The sequence below is a fragment of the Agromyces bracchium genome (genome assembly GCF_009709675.1).
Taxonomy (GTDB): Bacteria; Actinomycetota; Actinomycetes; order Actinomycetales; family Microbacteriaceae; genus Agromyces; species Agromyces bracchium.
In genome coordinates this window covers 166,333-191,351 of record NZ_WMLB01000023.1, presented here as the reverse complement: position 1 = coordinate 191,351, position 25,019 = coordinate 166,333, and the positions used below count along the sequence as shown (strand labels likewise).

Sequence of the window (25,019 nt, the reverse complement as noted above, 5' to 3'; positions counted from 1 at the left end):
GTGACGCAGATCGGCAACGGCAACAGCCGTCACACGGTCGTGCTGCCCGACGGCACCGAGGTGATGCTCGCGTGGGCGGCCGCGACCGACACCGGACTCCGCCGCGCCGTCAACGAGGACAGCTTCGTGGCGCAGGCGCCGCTGTTCGCCGTCGCCGACGGGATGGGCGGGCACGCCGCGGGCGACTTCGCGAGCGCCGCCGTCGTCACCCGACTCGCCGAGCACGGCGGCAAGGCGTCGGTCGGCACGGGCGACATCGACGGAGCTCTGAAGCTCGCCGTGCGCGACATGGGCCGGGGTGCCGGCGTCACCGACGAGGGCAGCGGAACGACGGTGACCGGGGTGGCCCTCGGCGTCATCGGCGACGAGCCCGCGTGGATCGTCTTCAACATCGGCGACTCGCGCGTGTACCGCCTCATCGGCGGCGCGCTCGAGCAGCTCACCGTCGACCACTCGATCGTGCAGGAGCTCGTGGACGCGGGCCAGATCACCCGCGAGGAGGCCGACACCCATCCGCACTCGAACGTGATCACGCGCGCGGTCGGGTTCCACGAGGCGCCGATCCCCGACTACCGGGCGATCCCGCTCGAGGAGGGCATGCGCATCCTCGTGTGCTCCGACGGGTTGACGAAGGAGCTGACGCCCTACGGCATCCGTCACTTCCTCATCTCGGGCCGTTCGCCGGAGCAGGCGGTGCGACAGCTCGTCGAGGCCGCCGTGGGCAACGGCGGCCGGGACAACGTCACGGTCGTCGTGGTCGACGTGCTCAGGGTGCAGCGGCCGTCCACAGCAGACGAACCGGCCTGATCCAGTCGGACGCACCCGACCCTAGAATTGGGCCATGCCCGAGGCCCCGTGCGCCCCGGGACGCATCGCACCTGAGGCTGGCGGGAGGATCGTGTCGAGGCGACTGCCGTCCACGCCGCCCAACCTGCCCGGGTTCTCGTTCATCCGGGTCCTCGGGTCGGGCGGGTTCGCCGACGTGTTCCTCTACGAGCAGAACATGCCGCGACGGCTCGTCGCGGTGAAGGTCCTGCTCGCCGAAGTCGTCAACGACGAGGTGCGCCAGATGTTCCAGGCCGAGGCGAACCTGATGGCGCAGTTGTCGAGCCATCCGTCGATCCTCACGGTGTACCAGGCGAGCGTCGCCGCAGACGGTCGTCCGTACCTCGTCATGGAGTACTGCTCCGCGACACTCGGACAGCGCTACCGCGCGGTGCAGCTCCCGCTCGCGGAGGTGCTCTCGATCGGCGTCCGCATCGCGAGCGCGGTCGAGACCGCCCACCGCCAGGGCGTGCTGCACCGCGACATCAAGCCGTCGAACATCCTGACGACCGCCTACGGGCATCCCGTGCTCTCCGACTTCGGCATCGCCGCCACGCTCGGCCAGGCGGAGGCGAGCGATGCGGTCGGGCTGTCCGTGCCGTGGTCCGCCCCGGAGGTCCTGCTCGACGAGGTCGCCGGCAGCGTCGCGAGCGAGGTCTGGTCGCTCGGCGCGACGGTCTACTCGCTCCTCGCCGGACGCAGCCCGTTCGAGGTCCCCGGTGGCGACAACGGCACGGTCGCCCTCGTCGGTCGCATCGAGAAGGCCAAGGTCCCTCCCACCGGTCGACCCGACGTCCCGCGGAGCCTCGAGACCGTGCTCGCCCGGGCGATGTCCAAGCGACCGGCCGACCGCCAGGGGAGCGCCCTCGAGTTCATCCGCGACCTGCAGGCGGTCGAGGAGGAGCTCGCACTCCCGCAGACGCAGCTCGAGGTCGCGATGGACGACTGGGCGCTCGCGACCGCCGTCGATCTCGACGAGCGCACGCGCATCGGCGCGGGCACGAGCGTCGCCGCATCCTCGGGTCGATCCCGACGGCGCCGCTCCGGCGCATCCGGCCGCCCCGTGCCGCGAAGCCTCGACCCGCACTCCCAAGGGTCGCTGTCCGGGCGCGCGCGAAGCTCGCCGCCCTCGACCGGACGGCTCATCCTGGGGGTCGCGATCGCCGCTGCGGTCTTCGTCGGGCTCGTCGTCGCCGGACTGCTGACCGTCGCGGGGAGCGCGGGCGACATCCCGGTCGTCGCCGACGTGCGGGCCAGCACCGACGGCGCGACGGTGGAGTTCGCGTGGGACGACCCGGGCCTGCGCCAGGGCGACGCCTACATCGTCACGGTGCAGGGGCGCTCCTCCGCGCCGCAGCGGGCGGCGGAGTACGCCGTCAACCTCGATGAACCGGGAACCGTGTGCGCCACGGTCACCGTCTGGCGCGACGGCAGGACCGGCGAGCCGAGCGCCGAGCGCTGCACCGAGGTCGACGAGGTGCCGCGATGAACCTGCGGGCCGCGTGGGCGCGGCGTCGATCGGCGATCGTGACCGGTGCCTCGGTCGCTGCGGTGGTCGCGCTCGTGGCCGGGGTCGCCGTGGCATCCGGCGGCTACACGGCGCAGCGCATCGACCTCGGGGATGCCTCCGTGTGGGTCGCCAACGACGGACGGCAGACGGTCGGACGCGCCAACACCGCGGTGCTCGAGCTGAACGCCGTGGTCGACACCGGCGGTGCGCGCTCCGAGGTCGTGCAGGACGGTGCCACGGTGCTCGTCATGGACCGCGACCGCGCCAGCGTCGGGATCGTCGACCCGACGACGTCGACGGTCACGGCCACGGTCGCGGTGCCCGGAGACGCCGAGCTCGCGCTCGCGGGCGACCGGGTCGTCGTCAGCGCGGGCGGAGACCTCTGGGTCTGGCCGGTGCAGGACTTCGCCGCCTTCGACGCCGAGGACGACCCCGCGCTGTCGTTCGGGCCCGGCTCGATGATCTCCGTCGACGAGTCGGGACGCATCCTCGCGTACACGCCGACGACGGGCGTCGTCTCGCGCGTGTCGGCGGAGGACCCCGACCGGACCCAGGCCACCTGGCAGCTCGAGCCGCTCGACGACGACGTCGTGACGCAGCTCACCTCGGTGGCGGGCAGGTGGGCGATCCTCGACGAGGAGGCGGCCGTCCTGACGTTCGAGGGCGGGGCCGTCATCTCGCTCGAGGGACTCGCGGATCCCGGCGACGACCCCGTGCTGCAGCGACCCGCGACGACGGGCGACGGGGTGCTCGTCGCCACGCGGGAACGGCTGCTCGAGATCCCGTTCGACGGCTCCGAACCCATCGAGCGCGACGACGGACACGACGGGGAGCCCGCCGCGCCCTTCGTCGACGGGGACTGCCGGCACGCGGCATGGGGCGACGGCACCGCGTGGCGCGACTGCGACGGCGGCGCCGGCGCGCCGGTGGGACCCCTCGAGGGGGCCGGCGGCGCCATGTCGCCGGACTTCCTGGCCAACGGAGAGACCGTCGTGCTGAACGACCGGCGGTCGGGCGCGACCTGGGCGGCCTCCGGCGACTACGGACTCATCGACAACTGGGACGATCTCCTCGCCATCGAGCGCGACGACGAGACGGTCGAGCAGAACGATCCGGATGCGACGCCGACGATCGAGAAGGCGCAGGTGGCACCGGTCGCGCTCGACGACGAGTTCGGCGCCCGCCCCGGGCGGACCACCCTGCTGCCCGTGCTCCTGAACGACTACGACGCCAACGGCGACGTCCTCGTCGTCTCGGCGGTGGACGGCGAACTGCCCGACGGTGCCCGTCTCGACCTCGTCGCCGATCGGCAGCAGGTGCAGGTGACGCTCGGCGAATCGGCCCAGGGCGCCTTCGAGTTCGGCTACACGATCGACGACGGTCGCGGCGGCACCGCGCGCGCGATCGTGAGCATCACCGTGCGGCCGCCCGAGGAGAACGAGGCGCCGCGGCAGGTGCGCGAGAGCCGCGCGATCGTCGAGCAGGGCGGACGGGTCACGACGGCGGTGCTCGGCGAATGGGTCGACCCCGACGGCGATCCGATCTTCCTCCGTCGCGCGAGCGCCGAGGCGCCGGACCGCGTCTCGTCCACGGCCGACGGGGTCGTGGTCTTCGACGAGGCCGGCGAGGGTGCGACGCGCACGGTCTCCCTGGCCGTCTCGGACGGGCGGGACGAGGGCGTCGGTGCGATGGTCGTGACCGTGCGGGCCCCCGGGGAGGCGCCGCTCATCGCGGAATCGTTCGTGGCGCTCGCCACCGCGGGGGAGGAGATCGAGCTCGAGCCGCTCCGTCACGTCCGCGGCGGCACCGGGATGCCGCACCTCACCGCCGTGCCGTCGAAGCCGGAGGCCGTGATCACGCCCGACTTCGACGCGGGGACCTTCCGGTTCCGGACCGACGCCGTCCGCACGCACTACCTCGAGTACACGGTCACCGACGAGGGACGCACCGCGACGGGACTCGTGCGCGTGGAGGTCTCGGCGCCCCCCGAGCGCGACACGATCCCCGTCACCGTGCCCCACACGGCGTTCCTCCGGCTCGAGCAGCCGATGGAGGTCGACATCCTCGCCTCCGACATCGACCCCACGGGCGGACTCCTCATCATCACCGGCCTCGAGGCGACGGTCGACCCCGCGCTGCGCGTCGAGGTCGTGGAGCACCGCGTCCTCCGGGTCACCCTCATGCAGCCCCTCGCGACCGGCTCCACGACCTTCGGCTACCACGTGAGCAACGGCCTCGCCGACGCGACGGGCTCGGTCACGGTCGTCGAGGTGCCGAGGCCGGACCGGTTCCAGCCGCCCGTCGCCGTCGCCGACACCGCATCCGCGCGCACCGGCGATGTCATCGACATCCCCGTGCTCGACAACGACGAGCATCCCGACGGCGACCGGTTGACGCTCTCGCCCGGCCTCGTGGAGGAACCGGAGGCCGGGCTGCTGTTCACCTCGGGATCGCGCCTGCGCTATCACGCGCCGGACCGACCGGGCGAGTTCGAGGCGGTCTACCGCGTCGAGGGGCCCGACGGCCAGTTCGGCACGGCCTCGGTCCGGATCACCGTCCGCGACGCGGACGCCGAGAGCAACTCGCCGCCGGTCCCGCGCACGGCGACGGCGCGAGTCCTCGCCGGCGGGAGCGTGCGGATCCCGATCCCGCTCGGGGGGATCGATCCGGACGGCGACTCCGTCCAGCTGATCGGACAGGAGTCCAACCCCGAGCGCGGCACCGTCGTCGACCGGGGGGCGGACTGGCTCGAGTACCGCGCCGGGGACTACTCGGCCGGCACCGACACGTTCGCGTACACCGTGGTCGACGCCCTGGGAGCGCGGGCGACGGGCACCGTGCGCGTCGGAGTCGCGCCCGGCCTCGAGGGGGCGCGGCATCCGGTGGCGATCGAGGACGAGATCACGGTGCGGCCCGGCCGCACGGTCGCCGTCCGGGTGCTGGAGAACGACACCGACCCCGACGGGTCGGCGCTGAGCCTCACCGATGTCGAGGCGAACACCCCGGGTGCAGTCGTCGAGCGGGTCGACGACATGGTCGTCGTCGACGTGCCGAACGGGCCGGGCCTCTACGGCGCCATCTACACCGTCGAGAACGAACGGCAGGCGACCGCCTCGAGCTACGTGCGCATCACCGCCGATCCCGACGCACCGCTCACCCGGCCGGAGGCGGCCGACATCGTGCTGAGCCTGACCGACGTGCTCGACGAGGAGGAGGTCGACGTCGACGTGCTCGACGAGGTCTTCATCGCCGATGCGGACGCCGCCGACGCGGACGTCGCCCTGATCCCGGGCTATTCCGACGGCGCGCGCGTATCGGGTGGCACCGTGCACATCGAGGTCGAGGACCGGCGTCGCATCGTGCCCTACTCCGTCGCGCACCCCGACGATCCGGACCTGCGCGCCTACGCGTTCATCTGGGTGCCGGGGCGCGACGACGCGCTGCCGCAGCTGCGCAGGGACGCGCCGCCGGTCGAGGTGACGACCGGCGAGGAGGTCGTCCTCGACCTCGAGGACTACGTGGTCGCCGCATCCGGCCGTCCGGTCCGGCTCACCGACGCCGCGACCGTGCGCGCATCCCACTCCGACGGGAGCGAGCTCGCGGTGGACGCCGATACGGTCCGGTTCCGCAGCGAGCCCGGGTACTTCGGTCCGGCGTCGATCTCCTTCACCGTCACGGACGGCGACTCCGCCGACGACCCGGAGGGCCGCACCGGAACCGTCGTGATCCCCATCGAGGTCACGCCGAGAGCGGGGCAGCCGCCCGCGTTCGACGGAGGCGTGATCGACTTCGAGCCGGGCCAGGAGAAGGCGATCGACCTCGAACGCCTCACGAGCCTGCCGGGCTCGGACGACGCCGATCTCGAGTACCGCGTCATCGGCGACGTGCCCGAGGGGTTCGGCGCCACGCTCGACGGCACGGAACTGCGCGTCCGCGCGTCGGAGTCGACGCCCCAGGGCACCCGCACGTCGATCACCGTCGGCGTCTCCGCCGATGGCGTCGAGGGGACGCCGGGCCGGATCGAGCTGCGCGTCGTCCCGTCCACTCGCCCCCTGGCGCGACCCGCGCCGGACGTCGCCGTGGCACCCCGCGGCCTCACGACCGCCGTCGACGTCCTGGACAACGACGCGGCGGGCAACCCGTTCCCCGACACGCCGCTACGCGTCATCCGCGTCCGCGGGCTCGGAGCCGAGAACCTGCCGGCCGGACTGACCGTCGTTCCGGACGCCGACCGCTCGCGCCTCTCCGTCTCGGTCTCCGCCGGCGCGGAACCGGTCAACACCACGCTCGAGTACCAGGTCGCCGACGCCACGAACGACTCGAGTCGCTACGCGTGGGGCACCGTGACCATCTCCGTGCAGGATCGCCCCGACCCCGTCACGGACGCGCGCCTGACCGGGTTCCGCGACGGCGAGCTGGACCTCTCGTTCGGCGCGGGCGCATCGAACAACTCGCCGATCGAGGCCTACCGGATCAGCCTGCTCGACCCCGACGGAGGGGACGAGCTCGCCGCGTCGGACTGCGGGGCGACGACCTGCACCGTGCCCACGCTCGGCAACGGGCCCGGCGCAGCGGTCGTCGTGCGCATCCAGGCGCGCAACGCGATCGGGCTCGGCGAGCCGGTGCAGCTCCCGACCCCGGTCTGGTCGGACGTGATCCCGCCGGCCGCATCCGGGCTCCGAGCGGTCCCGCTCGACGGGCGGCTCCGGGTCGAATGGGTTCCCGTGTCGACGGGCGCGGGAAGTCCGGTCAGCACCTACGTCGTCTGGATCGCCGGTTCCCCGATCGAGGTCGACGCCGGTCGCGCCTGCACGGCGTCCGTCTGCTCGGTCGAGTCGCAGGGACTCGCCAACGGCAGCTCGGTGAGCATCACCGTCAGTGCGCGCAACGGCGCCCTGCCCGCGCTCGCCGCGTGGACGGAGGCGAGCACGACCGGGACGCCCTTCGGCGCACCCGTCGCCGGAGGGATCACGGTGGACGCCGATTCCGCCGCCGGAACCGTCGTCGTCTCATGGCCGCCGTTCGGCGGGAACGGCGACGCCATCGCCGGGTACTTCGTGCAGCGCCTCGTCGAAGGCGAGACGGCGGTCCCCGGAGGGGCCCAGGCCTGCTCGGTGACGACCCCTGCGCCCGGCTCGGTGGTCGCTCCGACCGTCGGCGGCACGGTGGCCGAGATGGTGCGCGTCGGCCCCGGCGCCTCCAGCGTCCAGTTCAGCGGAACCAACGTCGAATCGGCCCGGTACGGCTTCGTCGTCTGGGGCTGGAACCGGGCCGGGTGCGTCTCGACCGAGGTCGCGACGACCGTCGTCCGGCCCGCGCCGGGCGCGGTCCAGGACGTCGGCAGCGCGATGGACTGGTCCAACGCGGAGACCTGGGACCGCTACATCGACAGCGTCGACGGCGGCACGAAGCGACTGCAGATCATCGCGATCGACGCTGCCGGCGCTCGCGTCGGCTCGCCGAAGGACTTCTCGGGCACCGGTTGGCTGCGGCAGCTGCTCAATCGCCCGTTCGGCCAGACGGCGCGCTTCCAGGTGCGAAGCTGCACGGTCTGGGGCACGTGCGGACCGTGGTCGGGGACGTTCCCGGGCGGGGAGTCGCCGACGCTCACCTTCGCGCTGCCGGGGCGGTCGTACGACGAGGCCACCTCGACCTGGTCGTGGACGGCCGCTCCGGCGAACAACGGCCTTCCTGCCGCGTTCCGGTGCGGCGCCGACGGGGACCGCGTCGGACGCACGGCCCAGAGCGCGACCTCCTGCCAGGTCGCCGGCGCGAAGCCCGGCGACCGCGTCTGGTTGGATGTTGAGGTCGCGGGCGTCACCGCGAGGTTCGAGTCCCGATGAATCCCCACGAGGAGCACCGCATGACCATGACCCCCGAGGACGCCACCCGATTCGCGTCGAACCTCGACGAGCTCGTCGGAGCGGTCGAGGAGATCCTGCTCGGCAAGAACCGGGTCATCCGCCTCGCGTTCACCGCACTGCTGAGCGAGGGCCACCTCCTGCTCGAGGACGTCCCCGGCACGGGGAAGACCTCGCTCGCACGCGCCATGGCGCAGTCGGTGGCGGGAACGAGCAACCGGGTCCAGTTCACGCCCGACCTGCTGCCCGGCGACATCACCGGCGTCTCCGTCTACGACCAGCGCTCGGGAGCCTTCGAGTTCCACCCGGGCCCGGTCTTCGCGAACATCGTGCTGGCCGACGAGATCAACCGCGCGAGCCCCAAGACGCAGTCGGCGCTGCTCGAGGTGATGGAGGAGGGCCAGGTCACGGTGGACGGCCAGACCCATCACGTCGACCGGCCGTTCATGGTGATCGCCACGCAGAACCCCGTCGAGCAGGCCGGCACCTATCGGCTGCCCGAGGCGCAGCTCGACCGGTTCCTCATGCGAACCTCGATCGGGTACCCCGACCACGCGTCGACCATCCGGATCCTCGAGGGCACCGACCAGCGCGCTCACGATCACCGCGTGCAGCCGCGCCTGGGCGCCGACCAGATCGTGGAGATGGCCGCGCTGGCGCGCACCGTGTACGTGGACCCCACCATCAACGACTACGTGTCGCGACTGGTCGATGCGACCCGCACCGCGACCGAGGTCCGCCTCGGCGTGAGCGTCCGCGGGGCGCTCTCCCTCGTGCGCGCCGCGAAGACCCACGCCGCCGGGCGCGGTCGTCACTACGTCGTGCCCGACGACGTGAAGGCGCTCGCCGAGCCGGTCCTCGCGCATCGGTTGATCCTCGACCCCGAGGCGGAGTTCGACGGCGTGACGGCATCGAACCTGATCGCCCAGGTGCTCATCGAGACACCGCCACCCTCAGCGAGGCAGGCCGGGTGACCTTCCAGACCCGCACGTCCATCCCGGAGGAGGCCGCGAAGCAGGGCCTGCTCGCGGTGACGATCGCGCGTGCGGTCGTCGCGGTCCGGCAGGCGGCATCCGTCGTCGAGCGGTGGACGCGCGCGGGTCGCAGCGTCGTGACGCCCCTCGGCTGGGGTGTGCTCGCGGCATCCGTCGTCGCCCTGGTCCTCGGCTACGGGTTCGGATGGCTCGAGCTCGCGATCCTCGGATGGGGTGCGGTGGTCGTGATCGCGCTCGCCTCGGCGTGGCTGGCCGGTCGCGGCGCCGGTGCCATCGAACTCTCGCTCCCCGTTCCGCGCGTCGCGGTCGGCGAGTCCGCCGAGGCGCACCTCGTCGCACGGAACCCCGGCCGCCGGCGCTTCTCGGGGGCGCGGATCGAGGTGCCGGTCGGTCGGCGGGTGGTCTCGCGATTCGTGCCCGCACTGCCCCGAGGCGGCACCTTCGATGAACGAGTGGCGATCCCGACCGAGCGTCGCGGCGTCGTCCCGGTCGGTCCGGCCCGCACGGTGCGCGCGGATCCGGTCGGGCTGATGCGGCGCGAGATCGTGTGGTCCGAGGTGCGGATGCTGCATGTGCACCCCCGCACGATCGCGGTGTCGGCGCTGAGCACGGGCTTCCTGCGCGACCTCGAGGGGTCGCCGACACGCGACCTCACCGCGAGCGACATCGCGTTCCACGCGCTGCGCGAGTACCAGCCCGGTGATGACCGTCGGTACATCCACTGGCGGAGTTCGGCGAAGACCGGCACCTTCATGGTGCGGCAGTTCGAGGAGACGCGGCGCAGCCGACTGATGGTGCTGCTCGACCTCGCAGCCGACGCGTACGAGGACGAGGAGGACTTCGAGCTCGCGGTGAGCGTCGCGGCGTCCATCGGCGCACGAGCCATCCGCGATGCCAGGAGCCTCGCGTTCGTGGTCTCGGGGAGGGAACGGCCCCGTCGCGAGGCCGTCACGCGTCGCGCCCCCGCCGCCGCGACGCCGGTCTCCGGCGGCGGTGCGCCTCGACGACGGCAACCGGCGATCGGGGAGCTGCCCACCGCGTCGCGCGACCGGCTGCTCGACGCGCTGTGCCTCGTCGAGGCCGACGACCGCGCATCGAGCCTCGCCGACACGGCGCGCGCGGCGGCGGAGTCGATCTCGGGCGTGTCGCTCGCGTTCGTCGTCACCGGGGGCGCGCGCGCCGTCGGCGACCTGAGGCAGGCGGCGTCGCGCCTCCCGCTCGGCATCGAGACCGTGGCCGTGCGCTGCTCGGCCGAGGGCGAGGCGACCGCGCGATCCGTCGGCGGGCTGTCGGTCTACGGGGTCGGGTACCTCGAGGACCTCACGGCGATGCTCGCGAGGACGGCATCGGTCGCATGAGCACGACCGCCGGTGCACGTCGCGAGCGCTCCTCGCGGCGTCCGGGGCGCCTCCGGATCGCCGGGGCGAGCCTCGGCTCCGCGATCGTGAGCACGTCGATGGTCGTCGCCCTGGTGGCCACGGCCATGCTCCCGTGGTGGCCGATCTACGAGAGCCCGGCGTTCGTGCACGCCTCCGGCATCGCGATCCTGACCGGCGCGGCGATCGGGTTCGCCGGCGCCGTGTGGTCCTGGCCATCGTGGGCCGTCGCATCCGCCATCGCGGGCGCGTACCTCGTGCTCGGCGTGCCCGTCGCCGTGCCGTCGAGCGCCTATGCGGAGGTCCTCCCGACCGCCGAGGGCCTCGTCGAGCTCGTCGCCGCGGTGGCGCTGTCGTGGAAGCAGCTGGTGACGATCTCCGTTCCCGTCGGCTCCTACCAGTCGCTGCTCGTGCCGCCGTTCCTCCTCGGGATCGTCGCGACGGCGACGGCCGTCACGATCGCCCTGCGAACCTCGAGACCCTCTGCGGCGCTGCTCCCGCCTGCGGTGCTGCTCGTGGCCGGGATCGTGCTGGGGGTGGTGCACGAGGATGCCGCGTTCGAGTCGGGCGTCGCGTTCCTCGTCGCCGCGCTCGCGTGGCTCGTGCGCGTCGGCATCGCGGAGCGCCGCACGGCCGTGGTCGAGCGGTCGGCCGAGTCTGCGCTGGCCGACGTGCGACGGATCGTCGGCGCGACCGTCGTCGCAGCGGTCGCCCTCGTCGGTGCGACGGCGGCGACGTTCGCGCTCCCGCCGGGACCGCGGGACGTCGTCAGGGCGGAGCTTCGACCGCCGTTCGAGCCGAACGACTACGACAGCCCGCTCGCGGCCTTCCGGGCTGCCTTCGCGCCCGAGATCGCCGACGTCGAGATGCTCAGGGTCGATGGGCTCCCGGCCGGCGCGGGCCTGCGGATCGCGACGCTCGACACCTACGACGGCATCGTCTACTCGGTGGGCGGCACCGACCGCTCCGGCGCGTCGGGGCAGTTCTCGCGGCTTCCCTACCGACTCGACCAGTCGGCGACGCCGGGCGAGGCGGTTCGCCTCGAGGTCGCGGTGCTCGCCTACGACGACGTCTGGGTGCCCGGCGTCGGCCAGCTCGAGCGCATCGCGTTCGGCGGCCCGCGAGCGAGCGACCTGGAAGACGAATTCGCGTACAACGACGTGACCGGGACCGCGGGCGTGCGCTCGGGCCTGCGCACCGACGACCGCTACACGGCCGACTCGATCGCCTGGACCGACTCGGTCGACCACGCCGGGCTCCGGCCCGGCGGTGCCGTCCTGCCGGAGTCCCCGGATCCGCCGGACGCGCTCGTCCGCCTGCTCGACCGCTGGACACGGTCCTCGGACGAGCCGGGGGTCCGACTCGCCGCCGTCATCGAGGGATTCCACCGCGAGGGCTATGTCAGCCACGGCATCGGCGAGGACGAGGTCCCCAGTCGTTCCGGCCACGCGCTCGACCGGATCTCGGAGCTCGCGACCGCGAAGCCGATGGTCGGCGACGGCGAGCAGTACGCCGTCGCGGCGGCGATGCTCGCGCGCTCGATCGGCTTCCCGACCCGCGTCGTCGTCGGCTACCTGCCCGCCGCCGACGATCGCGAGGGCGTGCCGTCCGGAGACGTCGTCTTCCGGAGCGCGGACCTCCAGGCCTGGATCGAGGTCCAGGTCGAGGACGGCGCGTGGATCGCGATCGATCCCAATCCGGAGGTCCGGCCGATCCCCGAGCGGCAGCCCGACGAGCCGACGGTCGTCTCGCGCCCGCAATCCGCGCTCCCGCCCCCCGAGGATCCGACGCCCGTCGACGACCTCGCCGCCGAGCCCGATTCCGGTTCGGAGGATCCGGACCGGGGGAACGCATGGATCGACGCGGTCCTCGCCGTCCTCCGCGTCGCGGGCCTCGTCCTCGCTGCACTCGCCCTCCTCGCCAGCCCCTTCCTCGCGGTCATCGCGGCGAAGACCCGCCGTCGTCGCCTGCGGCGAGGGGCACCGACCCCGGAGGAGCGGATCGAGGGCGGCTGGGAGGAGTTCGCGGACCAGGCCACCGACTACGGCTACCCGATGCCGCAGACGGCGACCCGCGCCGAGCAGGCCGCCGTCGTCGGGGGCCTGGGACCGGCGGTGCTCGCCTCGGTCGTCGACCGGGCCGTGTTCGGCCCCGACGGACCGGGCGACGGCGACGACGAACGCGTCTGGGCGGCCGTCGAGGAGTTGCAGCGCCGCATGGACGAGCCGCGGTCCTGGCTCGAACGCGCGAGGGCGCGCGTCTCGCTCGGCTCGCTCGGCGGCTACGCTGGCTCGCGGAAGGGAGCCGGGACGTGAACTGTCGGATCTGCGGTGCGGCGTTGCCCGAGGGGGCGATGTTCTGCGGCGAGTGCGGGAGCTCCACCTCCGCGACTCCCGAGTCGCGCCGGCCGCAGGACCCACGGCCCGGGGACACGTTCGTCATCCACCGGTCCGAATCCGGCGTGCTGAGCGTCTCGCTCGGCGAGACCGGGGGCGCCGGCCCTGCGGACGCCGTCGACACCGTCGGGGCCGAGGCGGCCGAACGGTCGGCGGGATCGGACGCGACGGTGGAATCGCCGCCTCCGCCCGAGCCCGCCGCAGCGGCATCCGCCCGGTTCGTGCTCACCTTCACCACCGGTGAGGTCGTCACCGTCGGCGGGAGCGGGCTGGTCGGGCGCAAGCCGCTCGCGCAGCCCGGCGAGGCCTTCGAGCACCTCGTCCAGATCGTGGACCGGGGACTGTCCGTCTCGAAGACCCACCTCGAGTTCGGCGAGCACGAGGGCGTCCTGTGGGTCGCCGATCGATTCTCCGCGAACGGCACCGTGGTGCGCCGGCCGGGCGAGGGCGGCGTGCGGTGCGAACCCGGCCGGCGGGTGCTGGTGCCGAGGGGGAGTCGAGTGGAGATCGGCGAGCAGGCCTTCGTCGTCGCCTGAGCCCCTCGCGGCCCGTCCTCCACGGGCGACCCGTCGTGCCCGGAGGCCGCAGCATCCACCGGACGTCCCGGAGTCGGGACGGGCTCTGCTCTGCTCGAGGCATGACGGATGCCGCTGCGACGAGCCTCGAGGCGATGCCGACGCTCCACCTCCCGCCGGTCCCTCCGGAGCCGAGCCGTGCGCCGTTCCCCTGGATCGCATCCGCGGCGCCGGTCGCCGGCGCCGTGGCGATCTGGGCCGTCACCGGATCGGTGGTCTCGCTCGCGTTCGCCGCGCTCGGACCCCTCGTGGCCGTCGCCACCGTGCTCGACGCACGGAGGTCCGCGCGACGGACGCGTCGTGCCCAGGTCAGCGCTCGCGGCGCGGCCCTCGACGGGCTCCGATCCGAGGTCGCCCGGCGCCACGAACTGGAGCGGGTGGCCGCGTGGCGCGAGACGCCGGCCGTTCGCTCGCTGCCGGATCGCGGCGTTCCGGCCTGGTCGCGGCGTCCGCCCGAGACGGTGGTGGTCGGCTCAGGTCGGGTCGCGAGCCGGGTGTCGATCGACGGGGCGTCGACCGACGACCCGGAGGCGCTCCGCCTGGTCGCCGATGCCGCGGTGCTCGCCGATGCGCCCGTGCGCGTCGGGCTCGCGGGAGGCATCGGCTTCGTCGGGCGGCCGGCCCTCGCGCGCGCGGCGGCTCGCGCCGCGATCCTGCAGGTCGCGGAGGCGACGGACCCGGGGCGGTGCCGCCTCGTCGGCCCCTCGACCTCCTGGGAGTGGCTCGCCATGCTTCCGCACCGCGCGTCCGCCCCGGGTGTCGCCGTGATCCGGGTCGCCGAGGCCGATGCCGATCCCGGCGACGACGCCGCTTCCGATGCGGTCGACGTCGACCGTGCCCCGCGTGCCGTTCCGACCGAGACGCCGATCCGCGATCCCGACGTGATCGCCGTGGCCCCACTGGCCGCGTCCCTCCCGCCCGGACTGCGGACGGTGGTCGAGGTGACCTCCCCGCGGCATGCGCTCGTCCATGTCACCGGTGCCGCTCCTCGTGCGATGGTGCCGGAGCTGGTGTCCGATGCCGAGGCGAGTGGTGCCGCGGAGCGACTCGCGCGGATCGCCGCGCGGGCCGGCATCGTCCCGGGCCCGGCGGTGCTCCCGGCATCCGTGGGCCTGGTCGCACTGCTGGCGCCCGCCGATGCGACCACGGACCGCTCGAGCCTCGCGGCGACGATCGGCCTCGCCGCCGAAGGACCGGTCACGGTCGATCTCGTCGACGGCCCGCACGCACTCGTCGCGGGGACGTCGGGCAGCGGCAAGAGCGAACTGCTCGTCGCGTGGATCACGGCGATGGCGGCACGGTACGGCCCGGACCGGGTGTCGTTCCTGCTGGTCGACTTCAAGGGCGGTGCGGCGTTCCAGCCGGTGCACGGGCTCCCGCACGTGGCCGGGCTGGTCACCGACCTCGACGAGTCCGAGGCGGCCCGTGCGGTCGAGAGCATCCGCGCGGAGCTGCGTCATCGCGAGCGCGTGCTCGCGGCGGCGGGCGTCCGGAGCATCGCCGAGCTGCCCGCTGACGTGACGCTCCCGCGACTGGTCGTCGTCGTCGACGAGTTCCAGGCCATGATCGAGCGCTTCGGCGAACTCGGGGCGGTGGTGGCGGATGCCGCGGCGCGCGGCCGCTCCCTGGGAGTGCACCTCGTACTCGCCGCGCAGCGCCCGAACGGCGTCGTGCGGGAGCAGGTGAGTGCGAACTGCGGCATCCGGGTCTCGCTGCGCGTGCTCGAACGGGCGGACAGCGTCGCGGTGCTCGGTGTGGATCGCGCGGCGCACCTCGATGCCGCTCGACCGGGTCGCGGGCTGGTCGACCCCGGAGGCGGACGGGTGGTCGAGTTCCAGTCCGCGCTCGCCGAGCCGGAGGCGATCGCCGTCGCCGCCGCCAGGCATGCGCACGTCCCGCCGCCGCGGCGACCGTGGCTCGACCCGTTGCCGAGGCGGATCGGGCTCGACGAGATCGAGGCGGTGCTCGGCGCCGGCGCGATCGACCCGTCGCCGGGGGAGCGAGCGGAGTCGGATCGACTGCTCCTCGGCGTGGTCGACGAGCCGGAGGCGCAGCGCCGGAGCGCGGCGTCGTGGAACCCGGAGGTCGACGGCGCGCTCGTGGTGCTCGGAGCGCCGGGCTCCGGGCGGACCGCGCTCCTCGACGCGCTCGCGACCCAGGTCTCGCGTCGCCACGGCGCCGCGGCGGTGCAGCGGTTGGAGGGCCCGCGAAGCGCGGTGTGGGATGCGCTCGCCGCGGTCCGGGAGCAGGCGTCGGGGCGGTCTCGGCCGGAGGCCGGCGCACCGCCCGCACGACTCGTGGTGGTCGACGACGTCGACCTGCGGTTGACGGGATGGCCCGAGGAGCATCGCCTCGCCGCGCTCGATGCGCTCGGCGAGCTCATGCGAGCGAGCCGCGCCGGAGGGCCGGCGATCGTCCTCTCGGCCGGACGCACGGGCGCACTCGGCCAGGGGTTCCGCGACGCTGCGCCGGCCCACGCGCTGCTCCGGCACCCGAATCGCGCCGACCTCGTGCACGCCGGCGGAGACGGCCGACTGCATCGCTCCGACGCGCCCCCGGGTGCCGGCCAGTGGCGCGGACGCACGGCCCAGTTCCTGCACGCCGATCGCCCGGATGCCATCGCACGGCGCCACGACGCAGTGCCCCTCCGGCTCGATGCGGGCCGGCGCGTCGCCCTCGTCTCCGCGCGTCCGGGTCCGGACGCGGACACCCTCGAACGGATCCTCCCGGGCGCCCGGGTCATCCGCCTTGCCGACGGCCCGGATGCCGCGCGGTGCGCGCAGGCCGAGGTCGACGGCGTCGGCGTCGGCGACGCGCGCGTGATCATCGTCGGCGACGCCGATGCCTGGGCGGCCGGCTGGAGCCTCGCGGCGGCGGCACGCGCACGGGCGGAGATCGTCGTCCACGGGGGCGGATCCGAACTGCGCGCGCTCGCTCGCGATGCGGGCCTCCCGCCGCTGCTCGACGCCGATCGCGACCAGTGCTGGCGCGTCCGTCCGGACCGGACGATCGAACGCGCGGTTTGGCCGCCGGAATACGACGGATTCCGTCCGTCGCAACCCGGATCGGGCACTGATTCCGTGCGTGTTGTTCGCAGAAATTAACGATTCGGACATCATCTGCTGATTTCCGCCACGCAGTGTGTCAGTATCTTCGCACCCCTGCACGCGCATGCATGTCGATTGGAGACCTCGTGAGCAGCCGTCCCCTTCCCCAGGACCCCATCATCCGCGCCCTCGTCGCGCAGGCCCGACAGGCGCAGGTGACGCGTCGCGGGCTCCTCGCGGGCGCGGGCGCCGGCGCCTCCGCGCTCGCGCTCGCCGCCTGCTCGACCGGCGGGGGCCAGGCCAGGCCTACCGCGGCGGCGGACGTGTCCGACACGGACAAGACGCTCAACTGGGCCAACTGGGCCGCCTACATCGACGAGGACGACGACGGCAACTACCCCACGCTCGTCGCCTTCGAGGAGGAGACCGGCATCTCGGTCAACTACGAGGTCGCCGTCGACGACAACAACACCTACTACGGCAAGGTCAAGGACCAGCTCGCGCTCGGCCAGGACATCGGGGCCGACACCGTGTGCCTCACCGACTGGATGGTGTCGCGCTGGATCCGCCTGGGGTACACGCAGGAGCTCGACCACGGCAACATCCCGAACATCGCCAACCTCGCACCGGCGCTCGCGAACCCGAGCTTCGACGAAGGGCGGAAGCACTCGCTTCCGTGGCAGGGCGGCTTCGCCGGCATCTGCTGGAACACCGAGAAGGTGCCCGGCGGGCTCGAGACGGTCGAGGACCTGTGGAACGCCGAGCTGAAGGGCCGCGTGGGCGTGCTCTCGGAGATGCGCGACACGATGGGGCTCATCATGCTCCAGAACGGTGTCGACATCTCGAGCCCCGACTGGGGCGACGCGGAGTTCGACGCCGCCATCGAGATCCTCGACGAGCAGGTGGCCAACGGCCAGATCCGCAACATCAAGGGCAACTCCTACCTGGAGGACCTCAAGAGCGAGGACACGCTCGCGGCGATCTGCTGGTCGGGCGACATCACGGTCCTGAACGCGGAGGCCGGCGACAAGTGGCAGTTCGCGATCCCCACCGCGGGCGGCACCCTGTGGAACGACAACTTCCTGATCCCGATCGGCTCGCCGCGCAAGACGAACGCCGAGACGCTGATCAACTACTACTACGAGCCCGAGGTCGCAGCCGAGGTCGCCGCATGGGTGAACTACATCACCCCCGTCGTCGGAGCGCAGGAGGCCGCGGTCGCGATCGACCCGGAGCTGGCTGAGAACCAGCTCATCTTCCCCAACGAGGAGACGCTCTCGAACGCGTTCATCTTCCGTGCCCTCTCGGGTGCCGAGGAGCAGAAGTACCAGACGCAGTTCCAGCAGATCCTCCTGGGTTCGTGATGTCGATCCGAGAGTTCGCAGAGAGCGGCGCCGACCTCGAGCTGGTCGGAATCCAGAAGCGGTTTCCGGGCTTCACGGCGATCGAGGAGCTCGACCTCACCATCCCGGCGGGGTCGTTCTTCGCGCTGCTCGGCCCGTCGGGCTGCGGCAAGACGACGACCCTGCGGCTCGTCGCCGGCCTCGAGGAGCCGACCGCGGGGCGCATCCTGATCGGCGGCAAGGACGTCACGGACACGAAGGCGCACCAGCGCCCCGTGAACACGGTGTTCCAGAGCTATGCGCTCTTCCCGCACATGTCGATCATCGACAACGTCTCGTTCGGGTTGAAGCGCCGCCGCATCGGCGACGCCGAGGCGAAGGCCCACGAGGCGCTGAAGCTCGTCGAGCTCGACCACCTCGCGCAGCGGCGCCCCGCGCAACTGTCGGGCGGACAGCAGCAGCGCGTCGCACTGGCCCGCGCGATCGTGAACCGACCCGCACTGCTCCTGCTCGACGAGCCGCTCGGTGCGCTCGACCTGAAGCTGCGTCGCCAGATGCAGCTCGAGCTGAAGACGATCCAGGAGGAGGTCGGCCTGACCTTCCTCCACGTCACGCACGACCAGGAGGAGGCCATGACCATGGCCGACACCGTCGCGGTGATGAACAAGGGCGCGATCGAGCAGATGGGCGCACCCGAGGAGCTCTACGAGCTGCCGCGCACGGCGTTCGTCGCGAACTTCCTCGGCAAGTCGAACCTCTTCACCGGCGACGTGGTCGGCACGACCGATACGGCCATGACGGTCGACGCCGGCGGTCATCGCATCACGGTCCCGACCGCGCGTTCGCAGCGTCATCAGGGGCTCGTCACGGTCGGCGTCCGCCCCGAGAAGGTCACGCTCCACGCGGAGCAGCCCGAGGAGGTCGCCGGTCGCAACCTGCTCGGCCCCGGCCGGGTCATCGACGTCTCGTTCGCCGGCGTGAGCACGGAGTACATCGTCGCGGTCCCGGGAGTCGGCACGATCTCGGTGTTCGCCCAGAACATGACGTTCGGACCGGTCGCCCACGAGGGCTCCGAGGTCTGGCTGAGCTGGGACGTCGAGCACGGCTTCGGGCTCTCCGACGAGCCCGACGAGTCGTCGCGCTTCCCGGCCGACGCCGACACGCAGTCCATCGCGGTGCAGCGCCGGGAAGCGCTCATCACGGAGCTCGAGGGCAGCTGAGCCATGGCCTTCGCAGCATTCGCGACGACGGAGGCGCAGCCCCAGGTGACGCGGAGGAAGAGCCCCATCGCGCTCTTCCTCCTGTTGCCCGGCATCCTCTACCTCGTCCTGTTCTTCCTGACCCCGCTCATCTCGCTGATCCTGACCTCCCTGCAGGCGCCGAGCGAGTTCGGCGACATCGGCGTGTACGACTACGCGTTCAACTGGCAGAACTACGTCACCGTCATCCAGGACTACTGGCCGCACATCCTCCGATCGTTCGGCTACGCCCTGCTCGCGACGGTGTTCGCGCTCCTGTTCAGCTACCCGATCGCGTACTTCATCGGCGTCAAGGCGCGTCGCCGGCCGCTGCTGCAGAGCCTGCTCCTGGTGCTCGTGATCGCCCCGTTCTTCATCAGCTTCCTGCTCCGGACCCTGGCCTGGAAGCAGATCCTGTCGGACGAGTCGCTCATCATCACCTCGCTCAAGGCGATCGGCCTGCTCGGCCCCGACGCGTACTTCGCGGGCACGCCGTTCGCGGTGGTCTTCGGCCTGACGTACAACTTCATCCCGTTCATGACGCTGCCGCTCTACACGACGCTCGAACGGCTCGACACGCGCTACCTCGAGGCCGGCAGCGACCTCTACGCGAACTCGTTCACGGTGTTCCGCAAGGTGACCATCCCGCTGTCGATGCCCGGCATCGTCGCGGGCACGCTGCTCACCTTCATTCCGGCGGCCGGTGACTACGTGAACGCGAGCCGGGACTTCCTCGGAGGTCCGGACACGCAGATGATGGGCAACGTGATCGAGGCGAACTTCCTCGTGCTGCTGAACTACCCGGCGGCCGCGGCGCTCTCGATCATCCTGATGGCGGCGATCCTCGTGCTCGTCGGCGTGTACGTGAAGCGATCCGGAACGGAGGACCTGCTGTGAGCGGCGAAGTCCAGGCGGCCGCCGTCCTCGGCGGCCTCACCGAGAGCGAGGAGCTCGAGGACCGGCGGGGACCCCAGCGGCCGCGTCGGCGACGGATCGGGCTCGGCGACTGGCTCCTGCCCGTCTACGTCACGCTCGCGTTCATCTTCCTGCTGATCCCGATCGCCTACACCTTCGTGTTCTCGTTCAACGACTCGCTGAAGTCGAACATCGCCTGGCGCGGGTTCACGTTCGACAAGTGGTTGAACGTGTGCAACGTCGAGGGCGGTGCGGTGTGCGAGGCGTTCGGCAACAGCATCGTCATCGGCCTGGTGTCGACGGTGGTCGCGACGACGCTCGGCACGATGATCGCGATCGCGCTCGTCCGCTACCGCTTCCGGGCCCGCTCGTCGATCAGCCTCCTGCTGTTCCTGCCGATGGCGACGCCCGAGGTGGTCCTCGGCGCGGGGCTCGCGGCGCAGTTCCTCGCCGTCGGCGTCCCGAAGGACATGCTGACGATCATCCTGGCGCACACGATGTTCTGCATCAGCTTCGTCGTGGTCACGGTCAAGGCCCGCGTGGCGAGTCTCGACCCGGCGCTCGAGGAGGCCGGGCGCGACCTCTACGGTTCGCCTCGACAGGTGTTCTGGCGCGTCACGTTCCCGTTGCTGACGCCGGGCATCATGGCCGCCGCGCTACTCTCGTTCGCCCTGAGCTTCGACGACTTCATCATCACGAACTTCAACTCCGGTTCGGTGACGACGTTCCCGAAGTACATCTACATCTCGGCCTCGCGCGGCATCCCGGCCGAGGCGAACGTGATCGCGTCGGCGGTGTTCATCGTCGCGCTCGCGATCGTGGTCATCGCCCAGGTGTCGCGCGCCGCCCGCGCCAAGCGGCTCGCGGCCGAGATGGGCTGACCGACGGGCGCGCGGAGCGGCCGCGACCCCGGCGGGTCGCGGCCGCTCCGTTCGTCGTGGCGGCGCCGCTCCCGCGGCGTCGCTCCCGCAGCGGTCGCCTCCTAGACCGTGGCGCGGATGCGGCCGACGACACGTCCGCCGCCGAGCACGTCGAGGCCGAGCTCGGGTTCGAGCGAGTCCACCGCGGATGTTTCGAGCGCACCCGCTCCGACGAGGAGACGTGCCGCGACGATCGCGGACGCCCGCGGCGAGCCGTCGAGCATCTTGAGCGCAACCGTCGTGCCGTCGGCGGCGGTCATCACCTGGACGCCCTCGGCGCCGAACTTCGAGAACACCCCGAGCCGGTCGATCGCGACGGTGTCGGGTCGTCCGGGCCCGGCGATCGCCCAGCCGTTCGCGCGAACGCCCTCGGTGAGCGCGGCCCCCTCGCGGAAGAGCGCGAAGGGCGACGACGTCGACGAGGACGCGATCTTCTGGACGCCTCGTGCGAGTGCGGTGAGACCGACCGCGTGGACCGGTGCGCCGCAGCCGTCGATGACGCTCGCCGCCGGTCGCTCGCCGGTGAGGCGCTCGAACACGTCGAGGATGCGCTTCTGCAGCGGATGGTCGAGGTCGAGGTAGTCCTCGATCGGCCAGCCGTTGGCGTGGCACGCGAGGAGCATCGCCGCGTGCTTGCCCGAGCAGTTCATCGTGACGGGCTCGGGGCGCAAGCCGCCCCGGACGAGCTCGTCGCGGGACGCGCGGTCGGTCGGGAACTCGGCCGGGCAGCGCAGCGCCGACGCGGGCAACGCGACGCGCGCGAGCAGGCCGCGTACGAGTGCGACGTGCTGGGGGGTCCCGCTGTGGCTCGCCGTCGCGATCGCCGCGTCCTCACCGCGGAGCGTCACGCCGGAGGTCATCACGGCGAGCGCCTGGAACGGTTTCATGCTGGAGCGGGGGAGCACCGGAGCGCTCGTGTCGCCGAGGTCGCGCACGACCTCGCCGTCGGGCCCGAGCACGACGGCGGAGCCGACGTGGCGCGACTCCACGAATCCGCCGCGTTCGGCGACGGCCAGCTGTGCGGCGGCCGAGGCCGCGAAGGTCTCGCCCACGGGTCAGGCGACGGACGCGAAGGCGTCGTCGAGCACGCCGAGCGCATCCTCGATGAGCTCGTCGGTCATGCGCAGGCTCGGGAGGAACCGCAGCACGTTGCCCCAGGTGCCGGCGCTCAGGAACAGCACGCCCTGCTGCGCGGCGTACGCGACGATCGCCGACACCGCCGCCGCGTTCGGCGTCTTCGAGGTCTCCGCGGTCCCGGACCCGACGAGCTCGATCGCGATCATCGCGCCGCGGCCGCGGATGTCGCCGATGATGTCGTACTTCTCGCGCAGGCGCTCGAGGCCGGCGGTGAGGGTCGCCTCGATGCGGCGCGCCTCGGCGAGGAGGCCCTCCTCCTCGATGGTCTCGAACACCGCGATGGCGGCTGCGCACGCGACGGGGTTCCCGCCGAAGGTGCCGCCCAGGCCGCCGGGGTGCGAGGCGTCCATGATCTCGGCACGGCCGGTGACGGCGGCGAGCGGGAAGCCCGCGGCGATGCCCTTGGCCGTCAGGACGAGGTCGGGGGTCCACCCGAAGTGCTCCGACGCGTAGTACGCGCCGGTGCGCGCCATCCCGGACTGGATCTCGTCGGCGATCATGACGACGCCGTTCGCGGTGCACCAGTCCTGCAGCGCCGGGAGGAAGCCGTCGGCGTACACCATGAAGCCGCCCTCGCCCTGGATGGGCTCGACGACGAGGCACGCGAGATCGGCTGCGCCGACGACCTTGTCGAGGTAGCCGATCGTGCGCGCCGCCGCCTCCGCGCCGGACAGGCCGTCGCGGTAGGGGTAGGAGCTCGGGGCGTGGTACACGTCGCCCGCGAACGGGCCGAAACCGGTGCCGTACGGCATGGCCTTGTAGTTCATGGCCATCGTCAGGTTCGTGCGGCCGTGGTACGCGTGGTCGAGCACGGCGACCCCGCGCCGACCGGTGTGCTTGCGCGCGATCTTCACGCCGTTCTCGACCGCCTCGGCGCCGGAGTTGACGAGCACCGACTTCTTGGCGAAGTCGCCGGGCGTGTGCGCGGCGAGCAGTTCGGCCACGCGGACGTACTCCTCGTACGGCGTGATGGTGAAGAGCGTGTGCAGCACGTCGCGCGACTGCGCGGTGGCGGCCTCGACGACACGGGCGGGCGTGTGGCCCACCGTGGTCACGCCGATGCCGGCTCCGAAGTCGAGGAACCGATTGCCGTCGACGTCTTCGAGGACGGCGCCATGCGCGCGCTCGATGTAGACGGGGAGCACGCTCGACACGCCCGCGGACACGACGGCGGTGCGGCGCGCCTGGAGCTCCTGCGAGCGGGGGCCGGGGACGGCGGTGACGATCCGTCGCTCCTGCGGCACGGCGGCCGATTCGGCCGATTCGGCGGGCACGGATTCGACGGGGATCCAGGTGTCAGTCATGATCGGACCAGCTTAACCCCGGGGCCGCCGAGCGAGGTCGGTGGCCGGGTGCAGGATCGACGACGGCGGAGCGTTCCGTTCACGCCGAACGGGAGGGAGCGACATGCTCGGGGAGCACCACTATGCGATCGAGGTCGAGTGGCAGGGCGACCGCGGCGAGGGCACGGCCTCGTACCGGTCCTACGGCCGGCAGCATGCGGTGCGCGCCGCGGGCAAGCTCCACGAGATCGCGGGCTCGAGCGACCGCGCCTTCCACGGCGACCGCGACCGCTGGAATCCGGAGGAGCTCGTGCTCGCAGCCCTCAGCGAGTGCCACATGCTCTCCTACCTGCACGTCGCCGTGAACCACGGGGTCGTCGTGGTCGGCTACACGGATGCCGCGACCGCGACCCTGCGCGAGGACGGCCGCGGCGGCGGGCGGCTGCAGGAGGCGGTCCTCCGTCCGCGGGTCACGGTCGCCGATCCCGCGATGCGCGAGCTCGCCGACTCGCTGCACCACGAGGCATCCGAGAAGTGCTTCATCGCGGCATCCGTCGCGTTCCCGGTCCGGCACGAGCCGATCACGCTCGTCCGCGGCGACTGACGACGGCGGGCGAGCGGCCGGGCAGCGAGCGTCCGGCCGCGCGAGCGACCGGGTGCGGTCGGCCGGGCTCAGGGCAGGACCGTGGTCGGCGCGAGTCCCGACCCGGGGGGTGCGGGCGCCGGGCACGGGTAGCCGCCGACGAGTCGCGAGCAGGGCGGGAAGTACGGAGGCAGCCGCTCGTCGTGGGGATCGCCGAACCAGCGGTTCCAGATGCGCCAGAAGTTCAGGTTGCCGTACGCGGAGCAGTCGTCGCCGCCCGACGGGTCGGCGAGCACGGCGTCGTTCGGCTGGTAGGGCGTGTAGTTGTAGAGGTTCGCCGTCGCCTGGTTGCGGATCCGCACGGTCGAGGCGCCGCACGCCGCGTCGGGGTGGAAGCCGACGTCGATGGCGCCGATGCGGAACTGCCGCACGGGTTCGACGGTGTACTGCCGGAACTGCCAGGCCGCACGGTACACCTGGTTGAAGAACCCGAAGTACCGTGCGTCGCAGTCGGCGGTGTCGGGGCAGCCGTACCCCGTCGCGCGTTCGTAGCCGCGCGCGCTCGGGCGCGTGAGCAGCGACTGCTCCTTCTGCAGCAGGACGAGGAGGGTTCGCGGGCTGATCCCGCAGGCGGCGGCGACCTCGGCGATGATGCGGCTCGCTGGCACCGCCTCGCCGCCCGGGACGGCGGTGCAGTGGCGGGGGCCGGCCGTGGGGACGGCCTCGACGTCCTCGGTGTACTCCGCGAGGCACGGCACGTCGTCGGTGGGCCGGCAGTCGCGCGACTCGAGGAACGCCTGGACGTCGCGTTCGGTCATCGCGGCCGAGTCGTAGAACGCGTCGTCGCTCACGATGAAGCCCGGGTCGAACCGGTCGGTCGAGGGGATGCGCCGGTCGGCGGAGGTCGGGTCGCGCTCGATCCCCGGGGTCGGCACGCAGCCGGCCAGCAGCAGGGCGACGGATGCCGCGACCGCGGCGATCCACGCACGAGAGCGAGTCCTCATCGGGCCGACGA

General features: G+C 72.5%; 16 protein-coding genes. 13 read left to right on the top strand and 3 right to left on the bottom strand.

The window, feature by feature from the left end:
- The 12 genes from GJ743_RS10375 to GJ743_RS10320 all read left to right on the top strand — a co-directional run bounded on the left by GJ743_RS10375 (window position 1) and on the right by GJ743_RS10320 (window position 20,962).
- On the top strand, window positions 1–807 hold the full coding sequence (locus tag GJ743_RS10375; RefSeq protein WP_328289048.1) for a PP2C family protein-serine/threonine phosphatase: 807 nt from the start codon (window positions 1–3) through the stop codon (window positions 805–807).
- Between the two features lie 34 nt (window positions 808–841).
- The gene (locus tag GJ743_RS10370) at window positions 842–2,314 is read left to right on the top strand and encodes a serine/threonine-protein kinase (protein ID WP_155051848.1); all 1,473 of its coding nucleotides are present in this window, start codon (window positions 842–844) and stop codon (window positions 2,312–2,314) included.
- Window positions 2,311–8,178, top strand: coding sequence for an Ig-like domain-containing protein (locus GJ743_RS10365; RefSeq protein WP_155051847.1), 5,868 nt, complete (start codon window positions 2,311–2,313; stop codon window positions 8,176–8,178). The genes GJ743_RS10370 and GJ743_RS10365 overlap by 4 nt, the downstream gene beginning before the upstream one ends.
- A gap of 20 nt (window positions 8,179–8,198) precedes the next feature.
- Window positions 8,199–9,170, top strand: a complete 972-nt coding sequence (locus GJ743_RS10360) for an AAA family ATPase (protein WP_155051846.1) — start codon at window positions 8,199–8,201, stop codon at window positions 9,168–9,170.
- Window positions 9,167–10,549, top strand: a complete 1,383-nt coding sequence (locus GJ743_RS20180) for a DUF58 domain-containing protein (RefSeq protein ID WP_155051845.1) — start codon at window positions 9,167–9,169, stop codon at window positions 10,547–10,549. Before GJ743_RS10360 ends, GJ743_RS20180 begins: the two co-directional genes overlap by 4 nt.
- Window positions 10,546–12,882 carry a transglutaminase family protein gene (locus GJ743_RS10350; RefSeq protein WP_155051844.1) on the top strand — a complete coding sequence of 779 codons (2,337 nt, stop codon included), beginning with the start codon at window positions 10,546–10,548 and terminating at the stop codon, window positions 12,880–12,882. Before GJ743_RS20180 ends, GJ743_RS10350 begins: the two co-directional genes overlap by 4 nt.
- Window positions 12,883–13,028: 146 nt before the next feature.
- The gene (locus GJ743_RS10345; RefSeq protein ID WP_155051843.1) at window positions 13,029–13,499 is read left to right on the top strand and encodes an FHA domain-containing protein; all 471 of its coding nucleotides are present in this window, start codon (window positions 13,029–13,031) and stop codon (window positions 13,497–13,499) included.
- A gap of 101 nt (window positions 13,500–13,600) precedes the next feature.
- On the top strand, window positions 13,601–16,642 hold the full coding sequence (locus GJ743_RS10340; RefSeq protein ID WP_155051842.1) for an FtsK/SpoIIIE domain-containing protein: 3,042 nt from the start codon (window positions 13,601–13,603) through the stop codon (window positions 16,640–16,642).
- 89 nt (window positions 16,643–16,731) lie between these two features.
- Window positions 16,732–17,949 carry an ABC transporter substrate-binding protein gene (locus GJ743_RS10335; protein ID WP_328289047.1) on the top strand — a complete coding sequence of 406 codons (1,218 nt, stop codon included), beginning with the start codon at window positions 16,732–16,734 and terminating at the stop codon, window positions 17,947–17,949.
- A complete protein-coding gene (locus GJ743_RS10330; RefSeq protein ID WP_155052019.1) occupies window positions 17,949–19,148 on the top strand; it encodes an ABC transporter ATP-binding protein in 1,200 nt (399 codons plus the stop codon). Before GJ743_RS10335 ends, GJ743_RS10330 begins: the two co-directional genes overlap by 1 nt.
- Window positions 19,149–19,151: 3 nt before the next feature.
- Complete coding sequence (locus GJ743_RS10325) at window positions 19,152–20,063, top strand: ABC transporter permease (protein ID WP_155051840.1); 912 nt, start codon at window positions 19,152–19,154, stop codon at window positions 20,061–20,063.
- A 95-nt stretch (window positions 20,064–20,158) separates the two neighbouring features.
- The gene (locus tag GJ743_RS10320) at window positions 20,159–20,962 is read left to right on the top strand and encodes an ABC transporter permease (RefSeq protein WP_328289083.1); all 804 of its coding nucleotides are present in this window, start codon (window positions 20,159–20,161) and stop codon (window positions 20,960–20,962) included.
- Window positions 20,963–21,063: 101 nt separating this feature from the next.
- Here GJ743_RS10320 and GJ743_RS10315 read toward each other — a convergent pair whose 3' ends face one another.
- Together GJ743_RS10315 and gabT are read right to left on the bottom strand one after the other, a co-directional pair.
- Entirely contained in the window at window positions 21,064–22,053 is a 990-nt protein-coding gene (locus tag GJ743_RS10315) for an asparaginase (RefSeq protein ID WP_328289046.1), read from the bottom strand.
- Window positions 22,054–22,056: 3 nt separating this feature from the next.
- Window positions 22,057–23,442 carry a 4-aminobutyrate--2-oxoglutarate transaminase gene (gabT, locus tag GJ743_RS10310; RefSeq protein WP_155051839.1) on the bottom strand — a complete coding sequence of 462 codons (1,386 nt, stop codon included), beginning with the start codon at window positions 23,440–23,442 and terminating at the stop codon, window positions 22,057–22,059.
- A gap of 103 nt (window positions 23,443–23,545) precedes the next feature.
- Between gabT and GJ743_RS10305 the strand changes: the two genes are divergently transcribed.
- Entirely contained in the window at window positions 23,546–24,025 is a 480-nt protein-coding gene (locus tag GJ743_RS10305; protein WP_155051838.1) for an OsmC family protein, read from the top strand.
- Between the two features lie 68 nt (window positions 24,026–24,093).
- Here GJ743_RS10305 and GJ743_RS10300 read toward each other — a convergent pair whose 3' ends face one another.
- Entirely contained in the window at window positions 24,094–25,008 is a 915-nt protein-coding gene (locus GJ743_RS10300) for a hypothetical protein (protein WP_155051837.1), read from the bottom strand.
- Window positions 25,009–25,019 lie beyond the last annotated feature (11 nt).